General features: G+C 36.1%; 14 protein-coding genes. All 14 read right to left on the bottom strand.

What is annotated here, in order from left to right:
* Positions 1 to 8: 8 nt before the first annotated feature.
* Complete coding sequence (locus tag SB49_RS14135; protein WP_062057809.1) at positions 9 to 698, bottom strand: hypothetical protein; 690 nt, start codon at positions 696 to 698, stop codon at positions 9 to 11.
* 1 nt (position 699) lies between these two features.
* Positions 700 to 1431 carry a hypothetical protein gene (locus SB49_RS14130; RefSeq protein ID WP_062057806.1) on the bottom strand — a complete coding sequence of 244 codons (732 nt, stop codon included), beginning with the start codon at positions 1429 to 1431 and terminating at the stop codon, positions 700 to 702.
* A gap of 880 nt (positions 1432 to 2311) precedes the next feature.
* Positions 2312 to 6049: an RHS repeat domain-containing protein gene (locus SB49_RS14125; protein ID WP_062057803.1), complete on the bottom strand. Its 3738-nt coding sequence runs from the start codon at positions 6047 to 6049 to the stop codon at positions 2312 to 2314.
* A 20-nt stretch (positions 6050 to 6069) separates the two neighbouring features.
* Complete coding sequence (locus SB49_RS14120; RefSeq protein ID WP_062057800.1) at positions 6070 to 11568, bottom strand: hypothetical protein; 5499 nt, start codon at positions 11566 to 11568, stop codon at positions 6070 to 6072.
* Positions 11569 to 11587: 19 nt separating this feature from the next.
* A complete protein-coding gene (locus tag SB49_RS14115) occupies positions 11588 to 12202 on the bottom strand; it encodes a hypothetical protein (RefSeq protein ID WP_062057797.1) in 615 nt (204 codons plus the stop codon).
* Positions 12199 to 12849: a hypothetical protein gene (locus SB49_RS14110; protein WP_235537782.1), complete on the bottom strand. Its 651-nt coding sequence runs from the start codon at positions 12847 to 12849 to the stop codon at positions 12199 to 12201. The genes SB49_RS14115 and SB49_RS14110 overlap by 4 nt, the downstream gene beginning before the upstream one ends.
* On the bottom strand, positions 12836 to 13369 hold the full coding sequence (locus tag SB49_RS14105; RefSeq protein WP_062059262.1) for an OmpH family outer membrane protein: 534 nt from the start codon (positions 13367 to 13369) through the stop codon (positions 12836 to 12838). Before SB49_RS14105 ends, SB49_RS14110 begins: the two co-directional genes overlap by 14 nt.
* Positions 13370 to 13400: 31 nt before the next feature.
* Positions 13401 to 14423, bottom strand: a complete 1023-nt coding sequence (locus SB49_RS14100; protein ID WP_145758398.1) for a tail fiber protein — start codon at positions 14421 to 14423, stop codon at positions 13401 to 13403.
* The gene (locus tag SB49_RS14095; protein WP_062057791.1) at positions 14420 to 15715 is read right to left on the bottom strand and encodes a hypothetical protein; all 1296 of its coding nucleotides are present in this window, start codon (positions 15713 to 15715) and stop codon (positions 14420 to 14422) included. The genes SB49_RS14100 and SB49_RS14095 overlap by 4 nt, the downstream gene beginning before the upstream one ends.
* Positions 15716 to 15725: 10 nt before the next feature.
* Positions 15726 to 16781 carry a tail fiber protein gene (locus SB49_RS14090; RefSeq protein WP_062057789.1) on the bottom strand — a complete coding sequence of 352 codons (1056 nt, stop codon included), beginning with the start codon at positions 16779 to 16781 and terminating at the stop codon, positions 15726 to 15728.
* 1 nt (position 16782) lies between these two features.
* Positions 16783 to 17991, bottom strand: coding sequence for a shufflon system plasmid conjugative transfer pilus tip adhesin PilV (pilV, locus tag SB49_RS14085; protein WP_062057786.1), 1209 nt, complete (start codon positions 17989 to 17991; stop codon positions 16783 to 16785).
* Between the two features lie 4 nt (positions 17992 to 17995).
* The gene (locus SB49_RS14080; RefSeq protein WP_062057783.1) at positions 17996 to 18892 is read right to left on the bottom strand and encodes a tail fiber protein; all 897 of its coding nucleotides are present in this window, start codon (positions 18890 to 18892) and stop codon (positions 17996 to 17998) included.
* Between the two features lie 2 nt (positions 18893 to 18894).
* On the bottom strand, positions 18895 to 20076 hold the full coding sequence (locus SB49_RS14075) for a hypothetical protein (RefSeq protein WP_062057781.1): 1182 nt from the start codon (positions 20074 to 20076) through the stop codon (positions 18895 to 18897).
* Between the two features lies 1 nt (position 20077).
* Positions 20078 to 20911, bottom strand: coding sequence for a tail fiber protein (locus tag SB49_RS14070; protein ID WP_062057778.1), 834 nt, complete (start codon positions 20909 to 20911; stop codon positions 20078 to 20080).
* Between the last annotated feature and the right edge of the window lies 1 nt (position 20912).

Here is a 20912-nt window from a genome sequence, read left to right as displayed (position 1 = left end):
GCAATGCTTTAATTAATTGTGAACTCAAAAACTGTAGAAGATTCACTTTCGTTGGTATCATCAAAGACTTTTACTACCCAATAATAGGTATTGGAGGTTAGATTTACAGTATAAGTCTTGTTAGCCCCCATACCTTTGGTCTCTAAAGTCTGGAGATCCATGTCCGTGTATATGTAAATACTATCCCTTTCCGTTGTGCCGGCAATATCCTCTCTGGACCAAGAAAAGGTAACAGCGGTTTCGTCTTGTGAGGAACCATCGGAAGGTGCTATTAACATTGGGGTATTGGGTGCAACCGAATCAGTGTTTTCATCTCCTTGCACTTCAAAACTATTAGTGTTATACACAGTTTCATATCCACCGTTAATGGCTTTTATTCGCCACTGGTACCGTCCATTGGTCAATTCAACTTCTATAGAGGTTCTTACACTGCCTAAAGAATCTTCGATAATAATACTATCCAATAAGATTTGTATAGCTTCTTCAAAAGTAGGTTTTGCTATTTGCACCCTATAAGAAGTGGCCTCCTCAATTTTGTTCCAATTAAATCTAATTTTAGTATCTGTTATAACACTTCCTTCCTTTGGCGCCAAAATATCAACTTCCTGTTGTGAAATATCTGAAACTTCCAAAATATCATCACAAGCATACATGCCAGCTACGGCTAATACAGCTAATACTAATTTACGAATGACCATATTAAAATTTTAAATATGATTGATCTGCCTGAACCTTGGTAGCTTTAGAATAGGTTCCCTTTGGGCAACTTTCACCCCCAGACAAAATAGCTTTTATCCTTTTATGGTGGTACCTATCTTCTCCCCAGCAAAAAGATGAGACCTCGTAACCAAAGACTTCTAAATTGGACATGGGCAATTCCTTTTTTTGTCCTTTATTCATAACCGTCAAATACATTTTTTTATAGGCATCCTGTTCCAATAAAACCAAATCAGCATTCGTCAATAGGAGGAAATCTGAATCTTTTACGGTTACCTCTAAAGAGGTAACCAACTTATAATCTGGATCATTTTCAAGGTAATTCCTAACATAATTGTTTTCTTCCCCATTTAAAATGTTGGTAAACCCAATCCTGTCTACTAACTGCAATTGAAGATATTTTGGTTTATAGGGCAAGGAGTCTAAATAGGCAATACTGTTTATTTTCCCTGATTTTTTTATGTATCTGGCATATTCCCTATAACTTACCTTATTAAACGGAAGTTCTTGCACTGTTAGCTTTATCGGGCCTTGCCAATTAGGGACTCCTATTTGACTGTCATTGGCATACCAAAATTGACCCTTTGATTTTACGATACTTGCCAATTCTGGGAAAGTGATATCTTCTTTTTGTAATTCTGCTTTGTAAGGAGCACAACTATGAATCAATAGTAATATTGGAATAAAAGGGACTATTTTATGAAGGAATTTCATGCGCAAGAATGGGTCAGAGTATCTTATAATTATAGTTTCAAAATAAATAAAAAGGTCTATATATTTTACAACTTTATTAACCTTTTAAAGATAAGAAATTGTATTTGCATTCCCGAATCCTTATCAATTATTTTTCGAAAATAATCACAGTCTACACCATGGTTAAACTAAAAATTGATTTCAACAAATAGTATTTCTAACTGGCACTAGCGGAACGTTTCCTCGAGCTTGGAGACTCTTGATTGCAAAAACTTAGCCCAAGATGCTTTCAAAGATATATATCCGCTCACCCTATTCAACACGTCGTAAAACCTCTCCGGCAAATAAAAGAAAAATTGAGTAATTTGTTTCCGCCTAAATACTCTGTGCTGTCCTTATTCAGAGTAACTCGCAATCAAATCTAAAGATGTTTAAGGTAATTTCTTTTTGGTTTGGTTATTATCCTTTAAACTCTTCTGGCATTCCTGGTTTATCTTCAATAAAAACTCATCTACTTTTAATAAGTCCGATACCTTTACTTTTTAATAAAGGGGATGATATTATACCTTCGTTAGAGAATTAAATAAAGATTGCACGGTTCCTCAACGGACGAAATAAAGAACATCTGTTCGCCATGCTAGTTTCCTACCTGCTCGATCCCAAGTCTAAAAAGACTTATTCATAAAAAAATCGAATAATAATCTTTTGTTTATACTGTGGCATCCACTCACCTAAAAATTTTCACTAAGAGCAATATCAGAGTGGATATAAAAATTAAACCTATTATTGCGGAATATTTATAGTTTTTGGCATCTTCAAACGAACCTGTAAAACCTTTCAGGCACCATATAAGTAGTCCGCCAATAAATCGTAATAATTGAATGTCGACCATATAAAAGTATTAATCTTGCTGTTTATTATCTTGAATTATAGTTTGCATTACTCGATCTAATTCACTCTTAAATTCATTAAACTGCTTGACGGCATTGTTGTTGTATGATTTTAAATTATGTTGTCTCATCAACTCTTGATAGGCCTTTGATCTCAATGTCGCATGATTGGGACCTTTAAACCAACCTTTCGTTACCTTCGAAAAAGAATTCCAACCGAAAGGATTCGATTTCATAACTTTAAGACCTTTTGTATAGGTAGAACTGTAGCCCAGAGTTGCAACAGAAACTAATCCTTCTACGCCTGAGTCTGAATTATTTGGTATCGATCCTTTTAACCAAGGACCGTTGCCAAAATGGGATCCAGTCAATAGTACCTTTATGTTGTCAAAAGTTCCAAATGTCAATTCTGTACCAATATGTTTAATTGCATCCCAATTATTTTCAGGAGAAGCCTGTCTCCACATCTGGAAATAATTTATTCCTGTCAAAGGAGCGATTTGTGCCGGAATACTATTTTTCCATGCGCTTGTATAATTGAAAGCTACCGATGTTTCGAATTGAAGGCCACCAGCTCGTGTGTTAAAGACTTCTCCACCTGAACCGGTATTGAATCCCCATTCCCCGTTGATTTTGTAAAGTTCCCCCGGATCAAGACCAGCGTTAATAGCACTGTTCCTAGCCCAATTTGCGAATATTTTCCATTTCCAGCCCCCGTCGGGATCTACACTATTTATTGGATCGTTACCCATTCCAAGGTAAGGAGAACTATACTGACCTGCCGGATCAGTAGTTAACCATCTTCCAATACGGCTGTCCCATAATCGCAGTTGAAATGCCTCTTTCCCTGTTTCTTTATCTTTCTCCTGCCCCTGAAAAGCATACCTGTAATCTCCCAAAATATTCCTATTGGGCATGGACATACCGAAGGGGTAGTAATCTGTTGCTGCTATGGCGTTAGCATTACCATTTTTAAATACTGCCCTTACATTTCCTAAATGGTCCGTTAATTCATAGGTAGTAGAAGCATCGGTCCTGTTAAAAACACCATGTCTATTAGCTCCATATACAGCATGTTCTTTAACGGCACCATTATAGTAAATGGCTATTGGATTCCCGGAAGCATCTCGTACATAATGCTCCGTAAACAATACATTACCATTTGTAGTATTGTGGCTTGTTTTTTTAACCCTATACCCTTTGTCATTATAAAAGAACGTTATTAAAGTTACATTATTTTTACTAACCTTTGTTACTAAACCACTGGTATTGTATTCATATAAAATGCCTTCTGAAACATCATTGGTCATCTGCCCAATTGCATTATACATATAATTATCACCATTTTGATCTTCGATATCCTCTGCTCCACTGACTTGACCAATTGCATCATCTACCCTTAACAATTGGTTGGGCTTGTCAGTTTTGTATACATAGCTTAAATTATCCATTGCATTGCTCCCTGAAGCCATATTTTTATTTCGCTTTAAGCTTTTTATGTTTCCATTGGCATCATAAGTAATATTGGATACATTATAATCCAAATTACCATTTACATTATCACCGGCATTAATTTTTGCCGTAAATGTAAGTGAGCTGGTACCCTTCACATAAAAGCCGTTCTTTAATACAATACTTTGGGTTGCCTCTACCGTTTCCGAAGAAGTAACAGTAGCTTGCCTTGTTTCAGCAGCCAATATACTCGGGTCTACTTCTAAGGATTGATTAAAACTGGCCCCTTCCAACCAATTGTTTCTGTTATATTTATAGTAGTAGGTATCAGGATTACTAGTACCCAAATTTTGGGTACCCCAGGTAATGGCCTTTATATTTCCATTAAGTTGGTCCAGACCATTGTTGGTAGAAGGTATTGGTTTTGGAGTATTGGTACGGGAATAATCATTGCTATTGTAATGCATGTTCATCCCAAAAATATCATTAGTATCCCCTCCTGGATCATTACTGGCACTTAGACTAGGGTGGTTAATACTTTTTAACTGTCCGCTCAAATTATACACATAATCTATTCCCTGTATGCCGCCTGCTAATGCTGTTCTTTTCAATGCCCCCGTCTCATAATAGTTATATTCCGCGTGAGTTGTGTAGGCACTGCCGTTTGTTGATGTCTCTACCTTTATAAGATTATTATCTTGGGAATTATAAGTATACCGATGTATAAAGCGTTCGGCCGCTATACTTTTCTGATAATCAACTGTTGTAACCTGGCCACTAACTACATCATATACATAATCTATAGTTTTAAACCCTAATCCATTAATATTCTGCACCATCCATTTTACCCTACCATAAATGTCATAACTATAATATGTAGTCGTTTGGTCATTGGAAGTTTTGGCCACATTCCCTGCTAAGAAACTCGGCGTCCTATAATTAGACGGTAAGGTATTCAGTTCTGTGGTACTTAAGGCATCATAGGTTGTAAGCTGTTGTTCTTTTTTCGTCCCGGCAGGTAATGCTGTTTCAGGATTTAGTGATGAAAAATTACTTACACTTAAAACCCCACTTTCAATGGGTCTGGCGTAGGAGTCATAATTGGTATAAGAAACTTCATTTAGCAATACCTGTTTGCTATTTTGTGAATACCTTATTTGACCATCTCTGCGATACTTAAACCAGGCTTCTCCCTCGTCCGGACTTTTGGTATAGACCAATTGTCCCAATGTATTGTATTGGTATTCTGTTTTTAGTTTATTTAATGGTTGGTAAGAAGCAACCAAACGTCCTATCTCATCATACTCGTTCAAAGCATAATCATAATAATTTTCCTTGTAGGTTACCGTAATAGAATTTTTTATGTAACTATCTGGGTTATTTACGGAAACCCTATAAAAACCATATGGTAAACCTGTTGATGGAGAAACTGTTGTTTCTGTTATTAGATTGTACGTGGTTATGGCATAACCACCCGTACTCACAGTAAATCCCATGTTACTCCCAGAAGGAACGTGAATATCTGCATAACCCTGTTCTCCGATTTTTAAGGACATGGTGCGGGAAATTGTTCCCCCGCAACGGGCAGAGGCTAACGTTTTACCATCCGTATCCATAAACATTACATTCTCCACTCCATGCACATCCCTATTAACTACCTTCATAATTTTGTAATTGTCGTACTTAACATCTCCAAACGCAACACTCTGGGATAATTCTTTCGAAGCCTGCATAGAAAAAGTATAGGCTTGTGGCCACTCTCCATTAATTTTATTTCCCCCGACGGTCTTCAATACCGCACCCGGAATAAGTTTACTGTAAATAGTTCTAGAAAATGGATAGCTCGTTACGTCTTGATAGCTTTCCGAGGTATTAGAGTTGCTGTAATACCAACCCAAAGAATTCAACTGTGACCCGACAGCTGAAGGGCTATTGGGTACACTTTCAAAATCAAAGGAATTGTACGCTGCACCACTCGAATTTTTAATAAAATCTGGTTTAAATTGAAAATTTCCTGAACCAATGGGTGCACTTAATGTATTTAAAGCTGGTCTTCCTTCACTATCGTACAAGACTTGAGTAGTCCAAATCTTATTCGTTTTCAAGTCCCAGCTTTGGGTTTGTGTTGCTTTCCCCAAAAGGTCAAAATAAGATACCCCTGCACCTTTTTTGGCGCCATTTATGTCATAAACGGCAGAATAAACTAAGTTTTTATCCGTATCGGTGACTGTTTGCGCAACAATCCCATTTGTTATCAACAGAATAAAAAGCGTTACAATTTTTCTTAAGTTTTTCATCTTTTTGATTTTTGAAAATGTTATTGTTGAGGTGCTTCTTGAATTATTGGGTCTCCACCACCACCTGTAGAACAGGTCCTATTATAATATGCTATTCTGGTGACAATCTGTCCTGTGGAAATATCTCTCACCTTCACCTTTACGGCGTAGGCATTATACCCATAGGAACCTCCACTACATGGTACAGAGGAAACATATAAAGTGTTATTTGTTGATTCTGATCCGTAGTTCAAATTATCTACCTGAGAGGAAGATGTTATATTGCCCTGGGCGTAGCTATACCTATAATTACCTGAACCACCTGTAGCTATAGTAGTTAAGGTTCCCACACTAGAATATCCATTGGAAGCTGAAATGCTGGCATTTAAAGGATCGTATGTTTCTTGGGTTTCTATGATTCCATTACCATTGGTATCAACATCACCTACCAATTTAAATTTATACTGATTTTCCTTCACTTTTTTAAAACCACCTGTGCCGGCACCATTGTAATCAATAGCTTCTGCCTTTGTTACAAGAAGTCTTCCTACTTGATCGTATTCATATTGCGTTGCGAGGTTATTACTGCCTAAGATATGCGTTAATTCATCCCACTGATTATACACATAAGAAGAAACTGTAGATGCAACGGGATGTACTCTAAAATCATCAACATAAATAGTACTTCCCGAGGCTAATACTTGCACTATGGCAGAAGTGTTTACATCAAAATAAAAATTCAATTGTACCCAATCACCAGATCGAACAACTTCATCCACATTGAAACTAATTGGAGTTCCTCCATTTATTTGTAATCTGGTCGCATTATAAGTGCCAGATTTGGACCATAGGGAAGCCTTATACTTATTATCCTTTCCTTTAATTACATTAACAACAAAACCTGTTTGTCCTGTATTAATTTGTAAAGATTTATTACCAGTATGTGCATATGAAAGACTTACTGTCCCTGAACCTTTTCCTACTCCCCCCCCAAAATAAGAACCAATCAAATCTTCGGCACCAGAATAATATATTTCGGAATAACCTGCATTTCCATTTGCTAATACTTTAGAGTCTTTGTAACCCATCTTGGTCGCTACCCTATTACCATTAAGATCTACAACTTCCAAAGGCATGGAATATTTATCATAAAGAGAAATTTCCGAGATTTGTTTCCAATCGGACGGTTGTATTGAATTTGGGTCATTCCAAATAAAACCATCATCCTCGCCTGTGAAACTGGTAAATATCCCTTGGTTGTCAGTTGTTCCGTTCCAAATAAAATTCTTGTGTTTACGCCATATATCGTGTTCTACTTCTAAATAAAACTCGTTGGGATACTGACCGATTGTTTCCGTTGTATAGTATTTGTCAGGCTTCCATGTTGTAATACCCACACCAATTTCCTTCCAAGTTCCATTTACTTTCTTTAGAGTTTTGGTTATAGCATCTTGGACTAGCATGTTCTTATTACTATAATTATCAACCTTGCTTCCCATAGATGGATATTTGGTATAAGCAGGAATTAATTGTGACTTATATTCTTCGCCCTTGCTATTTAGAGTGGTAGACTCCAATACCTGTCCAGTTAAAAAATCATGTTTAATAAAATTTGTTGTGTTTGAAAATCCACCTTGAACTTTGGTGCTACTTTGCAGAACACTGGGATAAGATACTTTACTGGTAGAGCTAACATGAAAAACTTCATTGTAAACAGATGAGTTGATTGGTTTTGTCATTACTCTTTTTAAACTTTTATGAGATTCTTGAGTAACCCCAATTTCCCCATCCCCATCTAGATTTGTTTTGTAAGTGTTGCTACTATAGGCGAGTCTTTGTCCCAAATTATTATATCTCGTGATTGATTGTAGCCTACCTATAGTTGCAAGAGAATTATAGATAGTAAATTTATTTGTAATGACTTTTCCATTATTGAAAGATTGGTTTTGTTGTTCCTTAACTTTAAAGGCATCACCAATACTATAGATATAACCCGATTCAGGAGAAAACGGTGTTAACGTCTGAAATTTATAAGCGGTACTACCAATAATTGCTCCAGTATCATCTTTGTTAACCATTTTTACATTACTGTATAGTACCATCGGTGCTGGCAACTCTGATCCATAAGGTACTGCTTTACCATCTTCTGAAGGTGCAAATGAAGTGATTCCAGAAATCTTGTTAGTGACTGGATCTGTATATTCATATTCAGTGGTCAATTTTTTGGTATTTTCAATTACCTCTATTGACCTAATACGGACTCCACCACCTTCTTTGCCATTTAAATTGGTATTGGTATAAAAGGGATGTTGGTTGTTCTTAATTTTTAGGTTATACATATCGGTAACCGCTGTGTTGTTAACAACACATGCGCGTGAACTATATTTTATAACCTCCGTTTTACTTGTAGGTATTATGGTAAGTTTATTACCTACAATCGAAATTACTTTTAAAGGTGTATTAGTAATATCAAGCCCGTTTGAACATAATTTGAAAGACAAAGCACATTCCTTCCCTATTTTAAAGAAATCAGAAAGATTTGTGTTGTCATTAAATGTTAATTCATAAATTGGATTTCCACTGGTGGTATTGGTATTATTGGTCTGTGTAAAGCTAATATTTGTAAAATATTTATCCTCGTAACTTGCCGCTTGAGTATAATAAGAATCAGATTCATAATTGATTTTAACTTTCCCTCCTGTTGGCGTTTGAATTTCGTTCAAACTCCATACCTGGGGATAGTTTTTGTTATAACCCCAATCATCAACATTATTCTTGTTATAAGAAGTAGAGCTACTTAAATAAGAAAATGAATATGGTGGAATCATTTGAATTCCTTGTTTCCCTTTAAAATTTACCTTTTTTAGTGATAATCTTCCATTCCCAACAGCCGTTGAATTCGGTGAGTTTTTGGCTAATATATAATCATGGTCAAAAGTGATGATTTGCTGTGCAAAATTTTCTAAATTAAGCCCTTCAATATCCTTAAAGTCAAGAACATTTTGATGTATATTTAAATTAATCAATTTGAATTGGGGAGGAGTTAAATAAAAATCAATATGTGGATTTAATGAACCAGTTCCGTAAAAACCCCTGTTGAACCCTATATTACCAATGGTGTTGTTAATCAAAACACCCCTAGCCTTATTATAAATTAGATCTTCATTCTTAAGAACTATTATTTGCTTTAAATGAAGTAAGGGGGTAGTAGGAATATCTACATATTTTGCATCTAAAGATATGCCTTCAATAATAGGATAACCATATTGAGTATTAGCTGTATAAGTACTCCCATCATTTTTATATACTACATTTTGATCAAGAACATTGCCATAAGCCCTACTACCTTTGATTTTTTTATAATTATTACCAGTTAAATATTGATTAGATGTTGTACTTGTACTAATATTTCTAGGAACAGACCAACTATCCTTTCTCACATCTTTAACAAAAAGAGCGGTATGAGTTCTCGTCTTTATGGCATCTAAATAGTAAATCTGTTTTCTCCCCCATGCATAAGAATAGGTTTTTTCTCCATTTTTATCCTCATTGGTATCATATCTACCACTTGGGGTTTCCCAGATATATCCATCGGTCCATTTGCCATAATCAAATTCAACCCAATAGCCAAAATCACCTTCGTTAACTTTTCCGTCAGAATTCCCGTCAATATAGTCTGGCCCCGTTATTGCAGTTAGCAACCAGTGTGTAGCATAGGGAATTGTCTTTTTAATTTCTAAAAAGTTTTGATCCTCATTATTCTGATTTTTAAAATTTTTATATATGGTTTCAAAATTGTATACAGGTAATGAATAATGATATTTTCTGCCATCGGGAGTTATAATTTGATAGGCTCCTATTCCTTCATCCAGATAAGTTGACACTTCTTGACGATTTATTCCTGTTGCCTCTATAAACCCGTAAGCAGCGATTGTTTTGTTGCGGATTTCTTTATTTGTAAAGGTTTCTATAATGTTACCTTCTCTTTTTCTCTTTTCAGAACTGTTATTAAAGCTATTTATGTTCGAAAAATTATTTGAGCTATTTGTTTTGAAATATTTTAAAACATTATTATCCCCGATAGAAGAGTTAGACAAATTTGGATTGATAATTGAAGTAGTCTCAACTCTTAAAAAAGAATTGTACGCGTTATTAAAAGTGAAATTTATTTTTTTTACGGCATCCCTATTTACATCTATGCCACTAGCAACAGATGAATTATATTCCGTAAAGTCGTGATTTAAATACGCTGAATAGACATTATCGTTATTTTCTAACTTTTTACCTCTACCCGATAAGTTTAATTCTGAATAAGTATAAGGTGATATGGATCCTGATAAGCCTTGCGCCGCAACGGAATAATTATCATAGTTTGGTAGAACGAGATTGTTTTCTTCATGTAGATATGAATTGTCGGCCAATTCATACTCATTCATGCTATCTTTATACTTTGGAAGTACATTAACGTCCATAAAACGATTTTCATATAATAATCTAGAAAGGCCACTATTATCTTGATATGGTTTTAGCTTATTTGCTACTACAGGATTTAGAATTCCTGACGTATACAATTTGTCATATCTAAACAAAGAAACTGTAACTTTTTGATGATTATATCCAGCATAAAAAATATAGACAGGCACAGTAATTCCGGTACTAGAAACTGTAACATCATAGTCGCTCGCTGAAATAGTACTACTAGATGTAGAAATTCCAGCTCCATAGCCGTTAACTTTGCCATTAACAGAAATCCCATTTGAACTAAAATTAATTCCCAAACTAGATGTTTTTGCCAATCCATTTTGGAATGATCCTGTAATTTGAGAAAGAGAAACACCGCCAGACAATCCAGAATTATAGCTGTAATTTAAATTTAATCCAACGCTAGAACCACCGGACAGACTTGGATTGGTTCCATATCCAATTCCAATACCGTTAGTTCCAAAACTCCCATTAATACCCCCAATACCTCCATTAATACCATAGCCATTGGTTCCAACAGTTGCACCAATGCTAGGAGATCCAAAACTTCCATCACCTAAACCGACACTGGCGGATACATAACCTCCAAGCGATTGGTTGGAACCCCAGGAAAGTCCTAAACCAACCGATACTCCGCCTTTAAAGGTTATTCCAGCACTAAAACTATAATAGTCTTCTTTATAACCCTGATCATAAAAGAATTCACTATAATCAACTTTTCCCCAGTCATCTGGATAACCATTTACACCTCTATTGATTGCTCCAGGATTAATATTCCAACCCAAACCAACCCAAGAAGCATCTTGCTCCGCAGCGATACCTGCGTGGTATGAAAGGGCAATTGGATATCCACCCTCTGGTGAAGGGACATTTAATAAGGGCAGAACATAACTCATATCTCCTGTTACCAAATTTACCATATCGGTAGCATCAACAGGTTCAAACGCCCCCGCTTCAGGAGCATTTGGCCCTTGGGCAGTAGCCAAAATTGAAGAACATAGGATCAAAACAAATACAAGTATTGCTTTAAGTTTGGTGATCTGTTTTATTTTTTCCATAACGATTGTATAATGTTACTTAGTTGCACTGATTATTATAATATTCAACGAGTTGTTTTAAGTCTCTTTTCTTAAATTCCTTTGATTCAATTTTAGTAAGCAAAATGGGACAATCATGAAAATATTCCGATGCTACTTTCCCGAAATTCTTTGAAAATAACTGATTTGATCCTAAATGGGTAACTACAGTTTCTTCTTCTCTTTTTAAATAAAAATTATTTACATTGTAGAAATTTCCTCCTGCAAAACCAATACCTCCAGCATTACCAAGGTTTCCTGTAGAATTACTAATATCAGAGCGATAGGACTGCGCAGTAGACTGGTAGAGCGAAACTGCCCCTACAACAATCTCTTCTAAAATAACCAAGTCTCCTTTGTCTTTTATGGGCATTAATACATAAGTGCTAGATGCTTTTCCCGGATTCATTTCAACTTTGTCTAACGAAGAAAAATTATAAGCCACGGGCTTATCCTTCTCTGTTTTTTTAAATATTAACTCGTTTCCCTTAATAAGACCAAAACCAAATTTCTGTGAACCATCTTTAAAATAAATAGTGGTCGCTTGATTTGGAGTGACACAACTATATAGAATTAAAAAAATCAAGCCTGCGAAAGTTTTTATTACTACACTCATGACTTAAAATTTAAACTAGGTTCATTAATAATTAGTTTTGTTTCCATTCTAAAACCCACTTCTCCTGTGGCAAAGCCTATATCTTTTATAATAAAATTGAAATAATCAGATTGTAGTAATTTTTCATTTCTAGGGTATACAAAAAGTATAGTGGTATTTCCTCCCATTCCATACATTCTTGGATACACATAATCAGCTAAAGGAATAGAATCCCTTTGATCACTTATCAAGTGAACACTATTCTCCATTCCAAACGCCAATTGATTCACCATAGCTCCAAACTTATTTTTATTTCCTACCTGACTATTGAGTAACTCTTTGTCATCCTTGGCCATTGAAAGTGTGAAATACAAATATTTCCGATATTTTTCTCGAAGGCTATCTACTTTACTCACGGAAAAAACTTCTCCTAATTCTTGATTTACCAAAAGGTCCGTTGGCCTGTAACTTATTGAGAAATCAACTCCATTTATGGTCTTTTTTTGAATATAGTGGTTGCCCTCATCCTGTAAATAAGTAGTAAGTTCGTTTTCTGAATGAAAGCTTTTTTGATTGCAGCCAACGAGCATTAAAATAATTATCAAACAAGGTGGATAGTTAATCTTTTGTGAAAATATTAACCCCAAGAAGTTATTATTTCCCTTCATAAGAGGCATTTAAATCAGTTAAAATAGTTGTCGTCAAATCGGACAGATCGTCGGCGTACATTATATTACCACTACCACTAGCACCAAAAATTATTCTATATCCGTTATTTTTTCCATACTCTTTCACATAATCGTTTATATCATTAATAATTGTCTGGGTTACTTTTTGATCTTCTTCCTGAATCTGTTTTTGAATTGCTGACTGGTAATTATTAATTTGTTGTTGTTTATTTCCAAGAATCTCTTCTTTCAGTTCAAGTTCATTTTTAGATAAGGAAGACCTTTCCTTTTCATAATCTTTTAACTCATTTTGCCAGTCTACCATTAAACTGTCTACATTGGCTTTTAGGGTATTTGCTTTTTTATCGAATATTGATTTTTCAAACTTTGTCCGTTTGTAACCTTCTATCAACTTATTGATATCCACATACACCAATTCTGATTGGTTTTGCGTATAAAAAAATGAAAATATAGTTGCTACTAATGCGATAATTGAAATTGGTAATGCTAGTTTGTTCATGGGGGTAATTGATTTGTTTATTTGAGTTGAATTAATTGTTTTTTTCTTGTTCATTTTGATGTAAAAATTGCTCTAATTGGAATAGTCTACCTTCAAGTTCCTCTATATTTTTAGACTGTTCTTTATTGATTTCCTTTTCTTCCTCCAATTGCTTTTCTTGTGCTATGGCATAGAGGGTCAACTCTTCTATCTTTTCAAGTAGTTTGAGGTTCATATCTTTTAAAAACAATCCTTCCCTTTCCATTTCTTCAGCCGAAGGAATACTGGGGAGATGCCCTTCCCTTGAAATGTATTCTGATACTTTTTCCAAGGATTTAAGATCGTAGTCCTTATTAAAAACATAATCTGGAGCTACAGAACCATTGAGATCTACCTTTACTTCTTGGGCATGGATATTTCCTTTTACCGCAAGTTTGGCATCGGGCAATCTTGTGCCAATACCTACATCCCCATTTGATCTAATAGTGAATTCTGGTTCATGGACATAATTTCCATTACCATCCCTTATCTCTGAAAATTGACTTATATAAAAATCAGGGGTCAACCATCCTCCGGCATAAAGCAAACCCGTATGCCATTTATAACTCCCCCCTTCACCAAAAGAAATGAGTGCCCCATCCTTTCCTTCGGTACCTCTATCCAGTTTTAAGAACGAGCTACCTCTAGCACCTGGTGTATTTACCCTTATATCTGACAACACTTCGAATTTGGCTTGTGGGCTATCAATACCAAAACCAATTTTTCCATCTTGATTGGAAACCAGCACATCTCTCCAATTTGTCCAAACCAAATTTGTAGGGTCCCACTGTCTTAGTTTTAACCCTCCAAAAGGATAGCTGGTAACCATCATTTCGTAATTGCGATGTGCTGCACCCATAACAGTTAATTTCGTACCATAAGGATAACTCCAATTTAAGGTGCCGTTATTACTCCCAGGCCCCGTTTGGTAATAGACCCCGAGATTCATTGAATTGGGATTATAGGATTCTGAGTACTGCTCCTGGCAAAAAACAATAGGGCTCATCATTAAAAAAAAGATTAGTATTCCCCTCATATTTTAATTGAATTAATGCGTTCCTCCATTTGTATTAATCGTTCTTGAAGTGTCTGATATTTGAGTTTTTCCTTCCTGCTATCCTCCAACAATTGTTCATATTCTCTATTTTTTTCTTGAAGGATATTTATATCCTTTTGCTGCTGGATTGTATATAGGGTCAACTCCTCTATTTTCTGTAGTAGTCTAGCATCCATCTCTCCCAGATTGATTCCATTTTTCTCTACCTCTCTGGTTGAGGGAATGTCCTTTAGATGACCATATTTCTTGATGTGTTGTTCTACTTCCTCCAAGGTTGGCAACTTATAATTATCCTCAAAAACAAAGTCGGACCACCCTGTAGCTTCCACCTTAATTTCCCTTGCTCCTATGGATCCTTCTACTGCCAATTTGTGGGTTCCGGAGGTGCTGGTGCCGATTGCTAGACTCCCATTTATAAATTGATTTCCTTCTCTGTGTAGAATGCGGGACCAAACGCCATTCCCATTAACATCAGTACTCCTAAAATACATAGTTGGTGAGGTAGCCGAATTACGAATAGCTATTTGGCCATTATACCTGTAGGCCGAATTGTTGGAACTATGATTCATGTTTAAACCCCAAAACCATTGGTTTGGTTCCGGTGCATTTGTCCCATTATAACTTTGGTAAAACCCACTTTGCCAAACTAGGTTCCAATCAGGTGCTTCATTTGGATCATTGATCATTAATTTATTTCCCAAAATATTTCCAGAAACATGCAATTTTTCTGAAGGAGCTTCATTTCCAATACCAACATTCCCATTATTGGCCACGATGGTATTATTATACAATTGGAACTCTGGCCTGCCAGAGTTAGATCTCGATAATTTTAAAACAGCTTCTTGGTTATCTCCGCTATCAGAAGCTGTAAAGTCAAGGTCTATAGCATTTCCCCTATCTATTGTATTAAACCTCCAACGAAACTTGTCTATATAGTTTGCTGAAAGCACTAAGTTGGTTGAATTAAAATTGGCTCCATAGATCTCTAGCTTACCAATTGGGTTTGTTGTTCCAATACCTATATTTCCATTTGCCCCATTTATGGAAAAACGAGTCTGTCCATTTAAGTTCATAAACAGATTGTTTATGGGAGCATCCACACTGCCCAGATATAAATTGTCACTGCTATTAATCCCCAAAGTTCTTGTACTTGTTCCAGAACTTGTTTTGGCGAAAATATATTTAGCATTGTCCAAATAAAGGTCGTTTCCAGTCTGGGACCATACCATTCCGCAAATGAACATTGAAAAAATAAGATGTACTTTCCTCATTAATTGTCTATTATTTTATTTTTGATTCCAAAAGCTCCAAACGAGCTCTTAGATCATCCATTTCCTTTAATTTCTGCTCTTGTTGAATTGCATGGAGGGTCAACTCCTCTATCTTTTCCAACAACTTCATATTCATGACTCCTAATTCAATCCCATCAGCTTCCATTTCCATGGCGGAAGGAATATTGGGTAGGTGACCATTGTTTTTTATGTAATTTTGAATCTCAGATAAGGACATTAAATTATATCCTTCTTTAAAGACGTAATCTGGCCCTGCCACTGATAAATCTACTTTCACTTCTTGGGCATGAATATCTCCTTTTACGGTAAGTTTTGAGTCTGGGGCATTGGTACCTATTCCTACTTTACCCTCAAAATAGGAAGCTTGGCCGTTACCTCTTAAGGCTGTATAACCTCCTAAAGAAAGATATCCATACTCACCATTGATGTTATCAGCCAAATGCAGATGAATCTTTTGGCTATTATTTACCTCTGAAATAACAAGGCCTCGATCAATCGCAGGATCATCAGGTTGCATAATTTCTAAAGGACCATCTGGGTTGTTCGTACCTATCCCTATTTTTCCTTCCTTATGAAAAGTAAAAAAAGAACCATTATCCGAATGTCCAATATAAAGTCGATCCGCATTATATTGAATATCAAATCGCCATAATTTTCCTCCTCTTTCCAATCCAATAGCAGCACCCCCAGCTGGATCTTTTATGTGAAATTTATATAACGGATTTCCACTCCCCAATAAAAGATTACCGTTTCTTACAATCAAATCACCTCCAGATTTGAATTGATAATTTACATCGTCGTCTTGCTTTATTTTTAATCCATCACTTTCAACTTGGAAATGATAGACTTGATTAGGGCTATAATGAGTATCCTTTAACGTAAGGAGGCTAGATTTCCAACCGCCAGTTTCTAAAAATAAACTGGCATTTTTTACCAACACATCGCCGCTTGTAGGAAAATTATTTTGGCTAAACAAAGTGCTGATACCAAGGATTGTTAAAACCCAAAAAGTGTAATTTTGTTTGTATTTGGAACTTATGACCATACTATAGTTTTATATTCTTTTCTATTAAGCTTAATCTTTCTTCCAGCTTATCAATCATTGCTTTTTGCTCATTGTCATTTTTCTCCGCATCTAGAATATACAAGGTCAACTCCTCAATCTTTTCCAATAACTTCATATTCATAACACCCAATTCAATCCCATTGGCTTCCATCTCTTTGGCCGATGGAATATTGGGTAAGTGACCATTGCTTTTTATATAATTTTGAATCTCGGATAAGGACATTAAGTCGTATCCTTCTTTGAATACATAATCCGGACCTGGAACAGATAAATCAACTTTGACCTCTTCGGCGTGGATATTTCCTTTTACTGTAAGTTTAGAATCAGGGATATTGGTCCCAATTCCTATATAACCGTTTGTTATACTAGAAAATAAAAAAGCTGTTTTTAAGAAATCTGAGTTGGTATATTCTAATTGAGAACCTGCTTTTTCTCTTAAAAAGTAGGTGCCTTCATCCTGAAACACGATCCCACCTATATCATTATAAGTACCCGCAGGACGAACCCAACGAGAAATTGATTGATTCCATTTGGCAGGACCATAAGAACCCGTTAGCCATTCATCCCTGATCCAGCTATTCTCATTTGTCGCAGAAGTTACACCTATAGCCGTTTTTCTTAATTGAACCCCAGCACTTGTTTGCAAATCATATTGTGGGGCAGTTACTCCTATTCCTACATTACCTTCACTAGTGACAGTAAACCGATCTCCAGAAGGACCCACCTCAAACCTACCATCCGTTCTCATGGTTCCTGTATTGTGATAAAAACTTTTATTTCCGTAGGTGCGGATCCAATTACTATCTGTCATGTAAAATCCACCTCCGTAATCCTGAAAAAACAAGCCTTTATCTCCTTTTACTCTTAACCAACCTCCCGCCAGATACATTTCCCTAGCTACCTGAAAGTCGCCCATTGTATTTAGGGATGCTATTGGAGTGGCCCCTGCAACTCCCCATGTCCAGCCTCTACTTGGAGTACCGCCACTCATGTTCATTTTAATACTATAATCGTTAACTGTACCATATTTGTACTCGGCACTACTTCCCATATGGATTTTATAACTGTTATTCCCATTCCAAAATCTAAAGCCGTTACCTTCACCAGCAACTAGATCCACATTAGTCTGGGTTTGGGCAGCTCCTATTAGAGAAATCAAAATTATTGGTAGTACTATTTTATATCTCATATCTCTATTTATTACTCAAGTATAGCAGTTCCTTTAACTCCTTTAGCTCTTTGGTTAGGATATCAACTTGCATTACCACTTTATCCAGCTTCCCTATCTCTTCATTTTGTGTATTAATTCTTCTCTCCTGTTCAATAGCATATAACGTCAACTCTTCAATTTTTTCCAACAACTTCATATTCATAACACCCAATTCAATCCCATTGGCTTCCATATCTTTGGCCGATGGAATATTGGGCAGGTGACCGTTGCTTTTTATATAATTTTGAATCTCGAATAGAGACATTAAGTCGTAGCCTTCTTTGAATACATAATCCGGTCCTGGAACAGATAGATCCACTTTCACTTCTTCGGCGTGGATATTTCCTTTTACTGTAAGTTTAGAATCTGGAATTGAAGTGCCTATACCCACATTGCCATATGTATCAACAGAGGAAATGGTATTAACAACGACACTATTGGTGATTTCCGTTTTGTTGGTATTATTGTAGTCGGTATTTGGATTTTCCTCTAAAATGTTACTCCCCCCATTTATTGTTCTAGATCTAATGTAAATGGAAGGCCAATCTCCATTTATCTTTAGAACAAAATCATAGGATGATCCATTATCATATATTTTCAAAGTATATCTGCTATAGGATCCTCCATGTATTTCTTGATGTATTTTAATCCCATCTCTAGAGGAAATAAAATAATGGTTCTCCCCTAAATTTGTGTTGTGATAGTTTCCTCCAAATATTTCAATCTTTAATTTCTGATAATTGGACCCACTACTGTATGGAAGGTTTCCAATCAAATATTCTGGAAACCCATTATTTGAACCTAATATAATTTCTCTACCTTGCCCAGAAATGGATATGGAAACAAAGCATAAGAGTGCAAGCAGGATTCCCTTTTTCATTTTTAATTGTCTATAAAAATTTGAATTTTCTGTAACTGTTGATTCATTAAATCAAGTTTCTCTTCCAATAATTTTATTTTAGAATCCTTCTCATTTAAATCTTTTTCTTGTTCAACGGTATAAAGTGTCAACTCCTCTATTTTCTGCAACAGTTTGGCGTCCATTTCACCTAAATTTATCCCATCTTTTGCCACATCACTGGCACTTGGAATATCCTTTAAGTGTCCAAATTCCTTGATATGTAGTTCAACTTCTTCAAGGGTTGGCAAACTATAACCTTCTTCAAAAACAAAGTCGGACCAACCTGATGCCTCTACCTTAATCTCTCTGGCACCAATGGATCCCTCTACAGCCAACCTATGGCTTCCCGTGCTAAGATTTCCAATACCGACATTCCCTTCTTTAGAGATTGAAAGTCTGGTAATAGGACTATCGGTAAGTCCTGATGAAGTACCTAGCCTAAGAAATCCACCCACAGGATCAAACCTCACTTCTGCAGCATATTTAGTGGCATCTAAGTCAACTCCGCCCGTGGGCTGGTATTTAAAACCCAAAACATCGTGTCCCCCAACGTGAAACACAAAGGAGTTTTCCACCTGAAATTTCTCCTGTGGGGTGGTCCCTATTCCAACGTAACCATTTAGGGTATTTATCCTAAAGGCACCCCAACTATCTGCATTCAGGTATCTTGTACCAATTCCAAAAATATTTCCCCCAAAGTATTCCTCTGAAAATCCCATATTCACCCCTACCTGACCTCCATCCTGTCTGAGCTCAATCATAGGGTTGTCCGATTCGTTATTGTTATCTGTATCGGCTTCCAATCTAAAAAGAGCGTCCCCTGAAGTCCCTGTGGACACATGCAACTTACCTAATGGGGAAGTTGTTCCAAAGCCAACATTTCCATTTGGCTGAAACACCATTTGGTGAATACCATTAAGAGCAAAGCCTATACCTTCTGTTTTATGAAGATTGATGCCATAGGACGAATTATCCATAGTGCCAATTGTAGGGTCGGCCGCACTAAAAGTGTTGGCTAGCCTTAGTTCATTACTAAGTCTTAACACAGGGGCCACAATTTCATTAGTGGTTGTTGCCTCGTTATTTTCAAATGTAAATTGGGCTTTTAAGGAACTTGTAAGGCTCAAAATAAATACCAATGAGATGAATTTAAGATCCTTCATTTTAATTTTTGTTTTCAATATTACTTAGTCTCACTTTAAGTGCTTCAATTTCTTCAGAGGCATCCTTCAATATTGTTATTTCATTATTTAAAGATTTAATTTCAGAATTCTGCTTTAAGGCATAAAGCGTCAATTCCTCTATCTTCTCTAATAATCTCAAATTCATAATACCCAGCTCTATGCCATCTTCTTCCATTTCCTTGGCGGAAGGAATATTGGGCAAGTGGCCATTTTCTTTTATAAATTTTTGAATTTCTTCCAAGGACATAAGTTCATAGTCAGCCTTAAACACATAGTCAGGACCAGGAACTGAAAGATCTACTTTCACTTCTTCTGCGTGGATTTTTCCTTTGACAGTAAGTTTTGAATCAGGTGAAGTAGTTCCTATACCAACGTTAGAAAGAAAATAAGTAGTCCCTGAACCAATCTGCCATATTTGATCGAAATCCAAAAAGTCAAATCGCTCCGAAGAGCCGTTCCATTGGTGGTTGAAGCCTTTAAATGTGCCATCTACAAAATCTAGCTGCATTACTAAAGCTGTTCCAGGATTCCACGCAGGGATGAACATGTTTTTATCACCTAATGATCCAACACCCCCATAGCTCGAATAATCCAAAGTTGCATTACTCCCTATCCAACTGCTATTGGTAAATCCAAAATTCCCCAAGGTCAAATACGTTCCAATTTTAAGCTGTGAAGCATTTTTAAAATCATTGGAGACGAGAGTTTTTTTAAAATCAAAATAACTACTATTAGCCCCTAAAGCATAAGAAGGAGACTGCGAAAAAGCAGCACTGCAAAACATTAAAAAAATCAAACAGTTGAAATACTTCATA

The organism is Sediminicola sp. YIK13 (genome assembly GCF_001430825.1).
Lineage (GTDB): Bacteria > Bacteroidota > Bacteroidia > Flavobacteriales > Flavobacteriaceae > Sediminicola.
The sequence above is the reverse complement of the archived record's forward strand: the minus strand, read 5'-3'. Positions and strand labels throughout refer to the sequence as shown.

What these genes read in the sequence shown, in the direction of transcription:
- SB49_RS14100 (WP_145758398.1), bottom strand. Translation starts at nt 14,423, where the DNA reads ATGAGGGGAATACTAATCTTTTTTTTAATGATGAGCCCTATTGTTTTT.
- SB49_RS14130 (WP_062057806.1), bottom strand. Translation starts at nt 1,431, where the DNA reads ATGAAATTCCTTCATAAAATAGTCCCTTTTATTCCAATATTACTATTG.
- SB49_RS14115 (WP_062057797.1), bottom strand. Translation starts at nt 12,202, where the DNA reads ATGAGTGTAGTAATAAAAACTTTCGCAGGCTTGATTTTTTTAATTCTA.
- SB49_RS14090 (WP_062057789.1), bottom strand. Translation starts at nt 16,781, where the DNA reads ATGGTCATAAGTTCCAAATACAAACAAAATTACACTTTTTGGGTTTTA.
- SB49_RS14080 (WP_062057783.1), bottom strand. Translation starts at nt 18,892, where the DNA reads ATGAAAAAGGGAATCCTGCTTGCACTCTTATGCTTTGTTTCCATATCC.
- SB49_RS14070 (WP_062057778.1), bottom strand. Translation starts at nt 20,911, where the DNA reads ATGAAGTATTTCAACTGTTTGATTTTTTTAATGTTTTGCAGTGCTGCT.
- SB49_RS14105 (WP_062059262.1), bottom strand. Translation starts at nt 13,369, where the DNA reads ATGAACAAACTAGCATTACCAATTTCAATTATCGCATTAGTAGCAACT.
- pilV (WP_062057786.1), bottom strand. Translation starts at nt 17,991, where the DNA reads ATGAGATATAAAATAGTACTACCAATAATTTTGATTTCTCTAATAGGA.
- SB49_RS14095 (WP_062057791.1), bottom strand. Translation starts at nt 15,715, where the DNA reads ATGAGGAAAGTACATCTTATTTTTTCAATGTTCATTTGCGGAATGGTA.
- SB49_RS14120 (WP_062057800.1), bottom strand. Translation starts at nt 11,568, where the DNA reads ATGGAAAAAATAAAACAGATCACCAAACTTAAAGCAATACTTGTATTT.
- SB49_RS14075 (WP_062057781.1), bottom strand. Translation starts at nt 20,076, where the DNA reads ATGAAGGATCTTAAATTCATCTCATTGGTATTTATTTTGAGCCTTACA.
- SB49_RS14135 (WP_062057809.1), bottom strand. Translation starts at nt 698, where the DNA reads ATGGTCATTCGTAAATTAGTATTAGCTGTATTAGCCGTAGCTGGCATG.
- SB49_RS14110 (WP_235537782.1), bottom strand. Translation starts at nt 12,849, where the DNA reads ATGAAGGGAAATAATAACTTCTTGGGGTTAATATTTTCACAAAAGATT.
- SB49_RS14125 (WP_062057803.1), bottom strand. Translation starts at nt 6,049, where the DNA reads ATGAAAAACTTAAGAAAAATTGTAACGCTTTTTATTCTGTTGATAACA.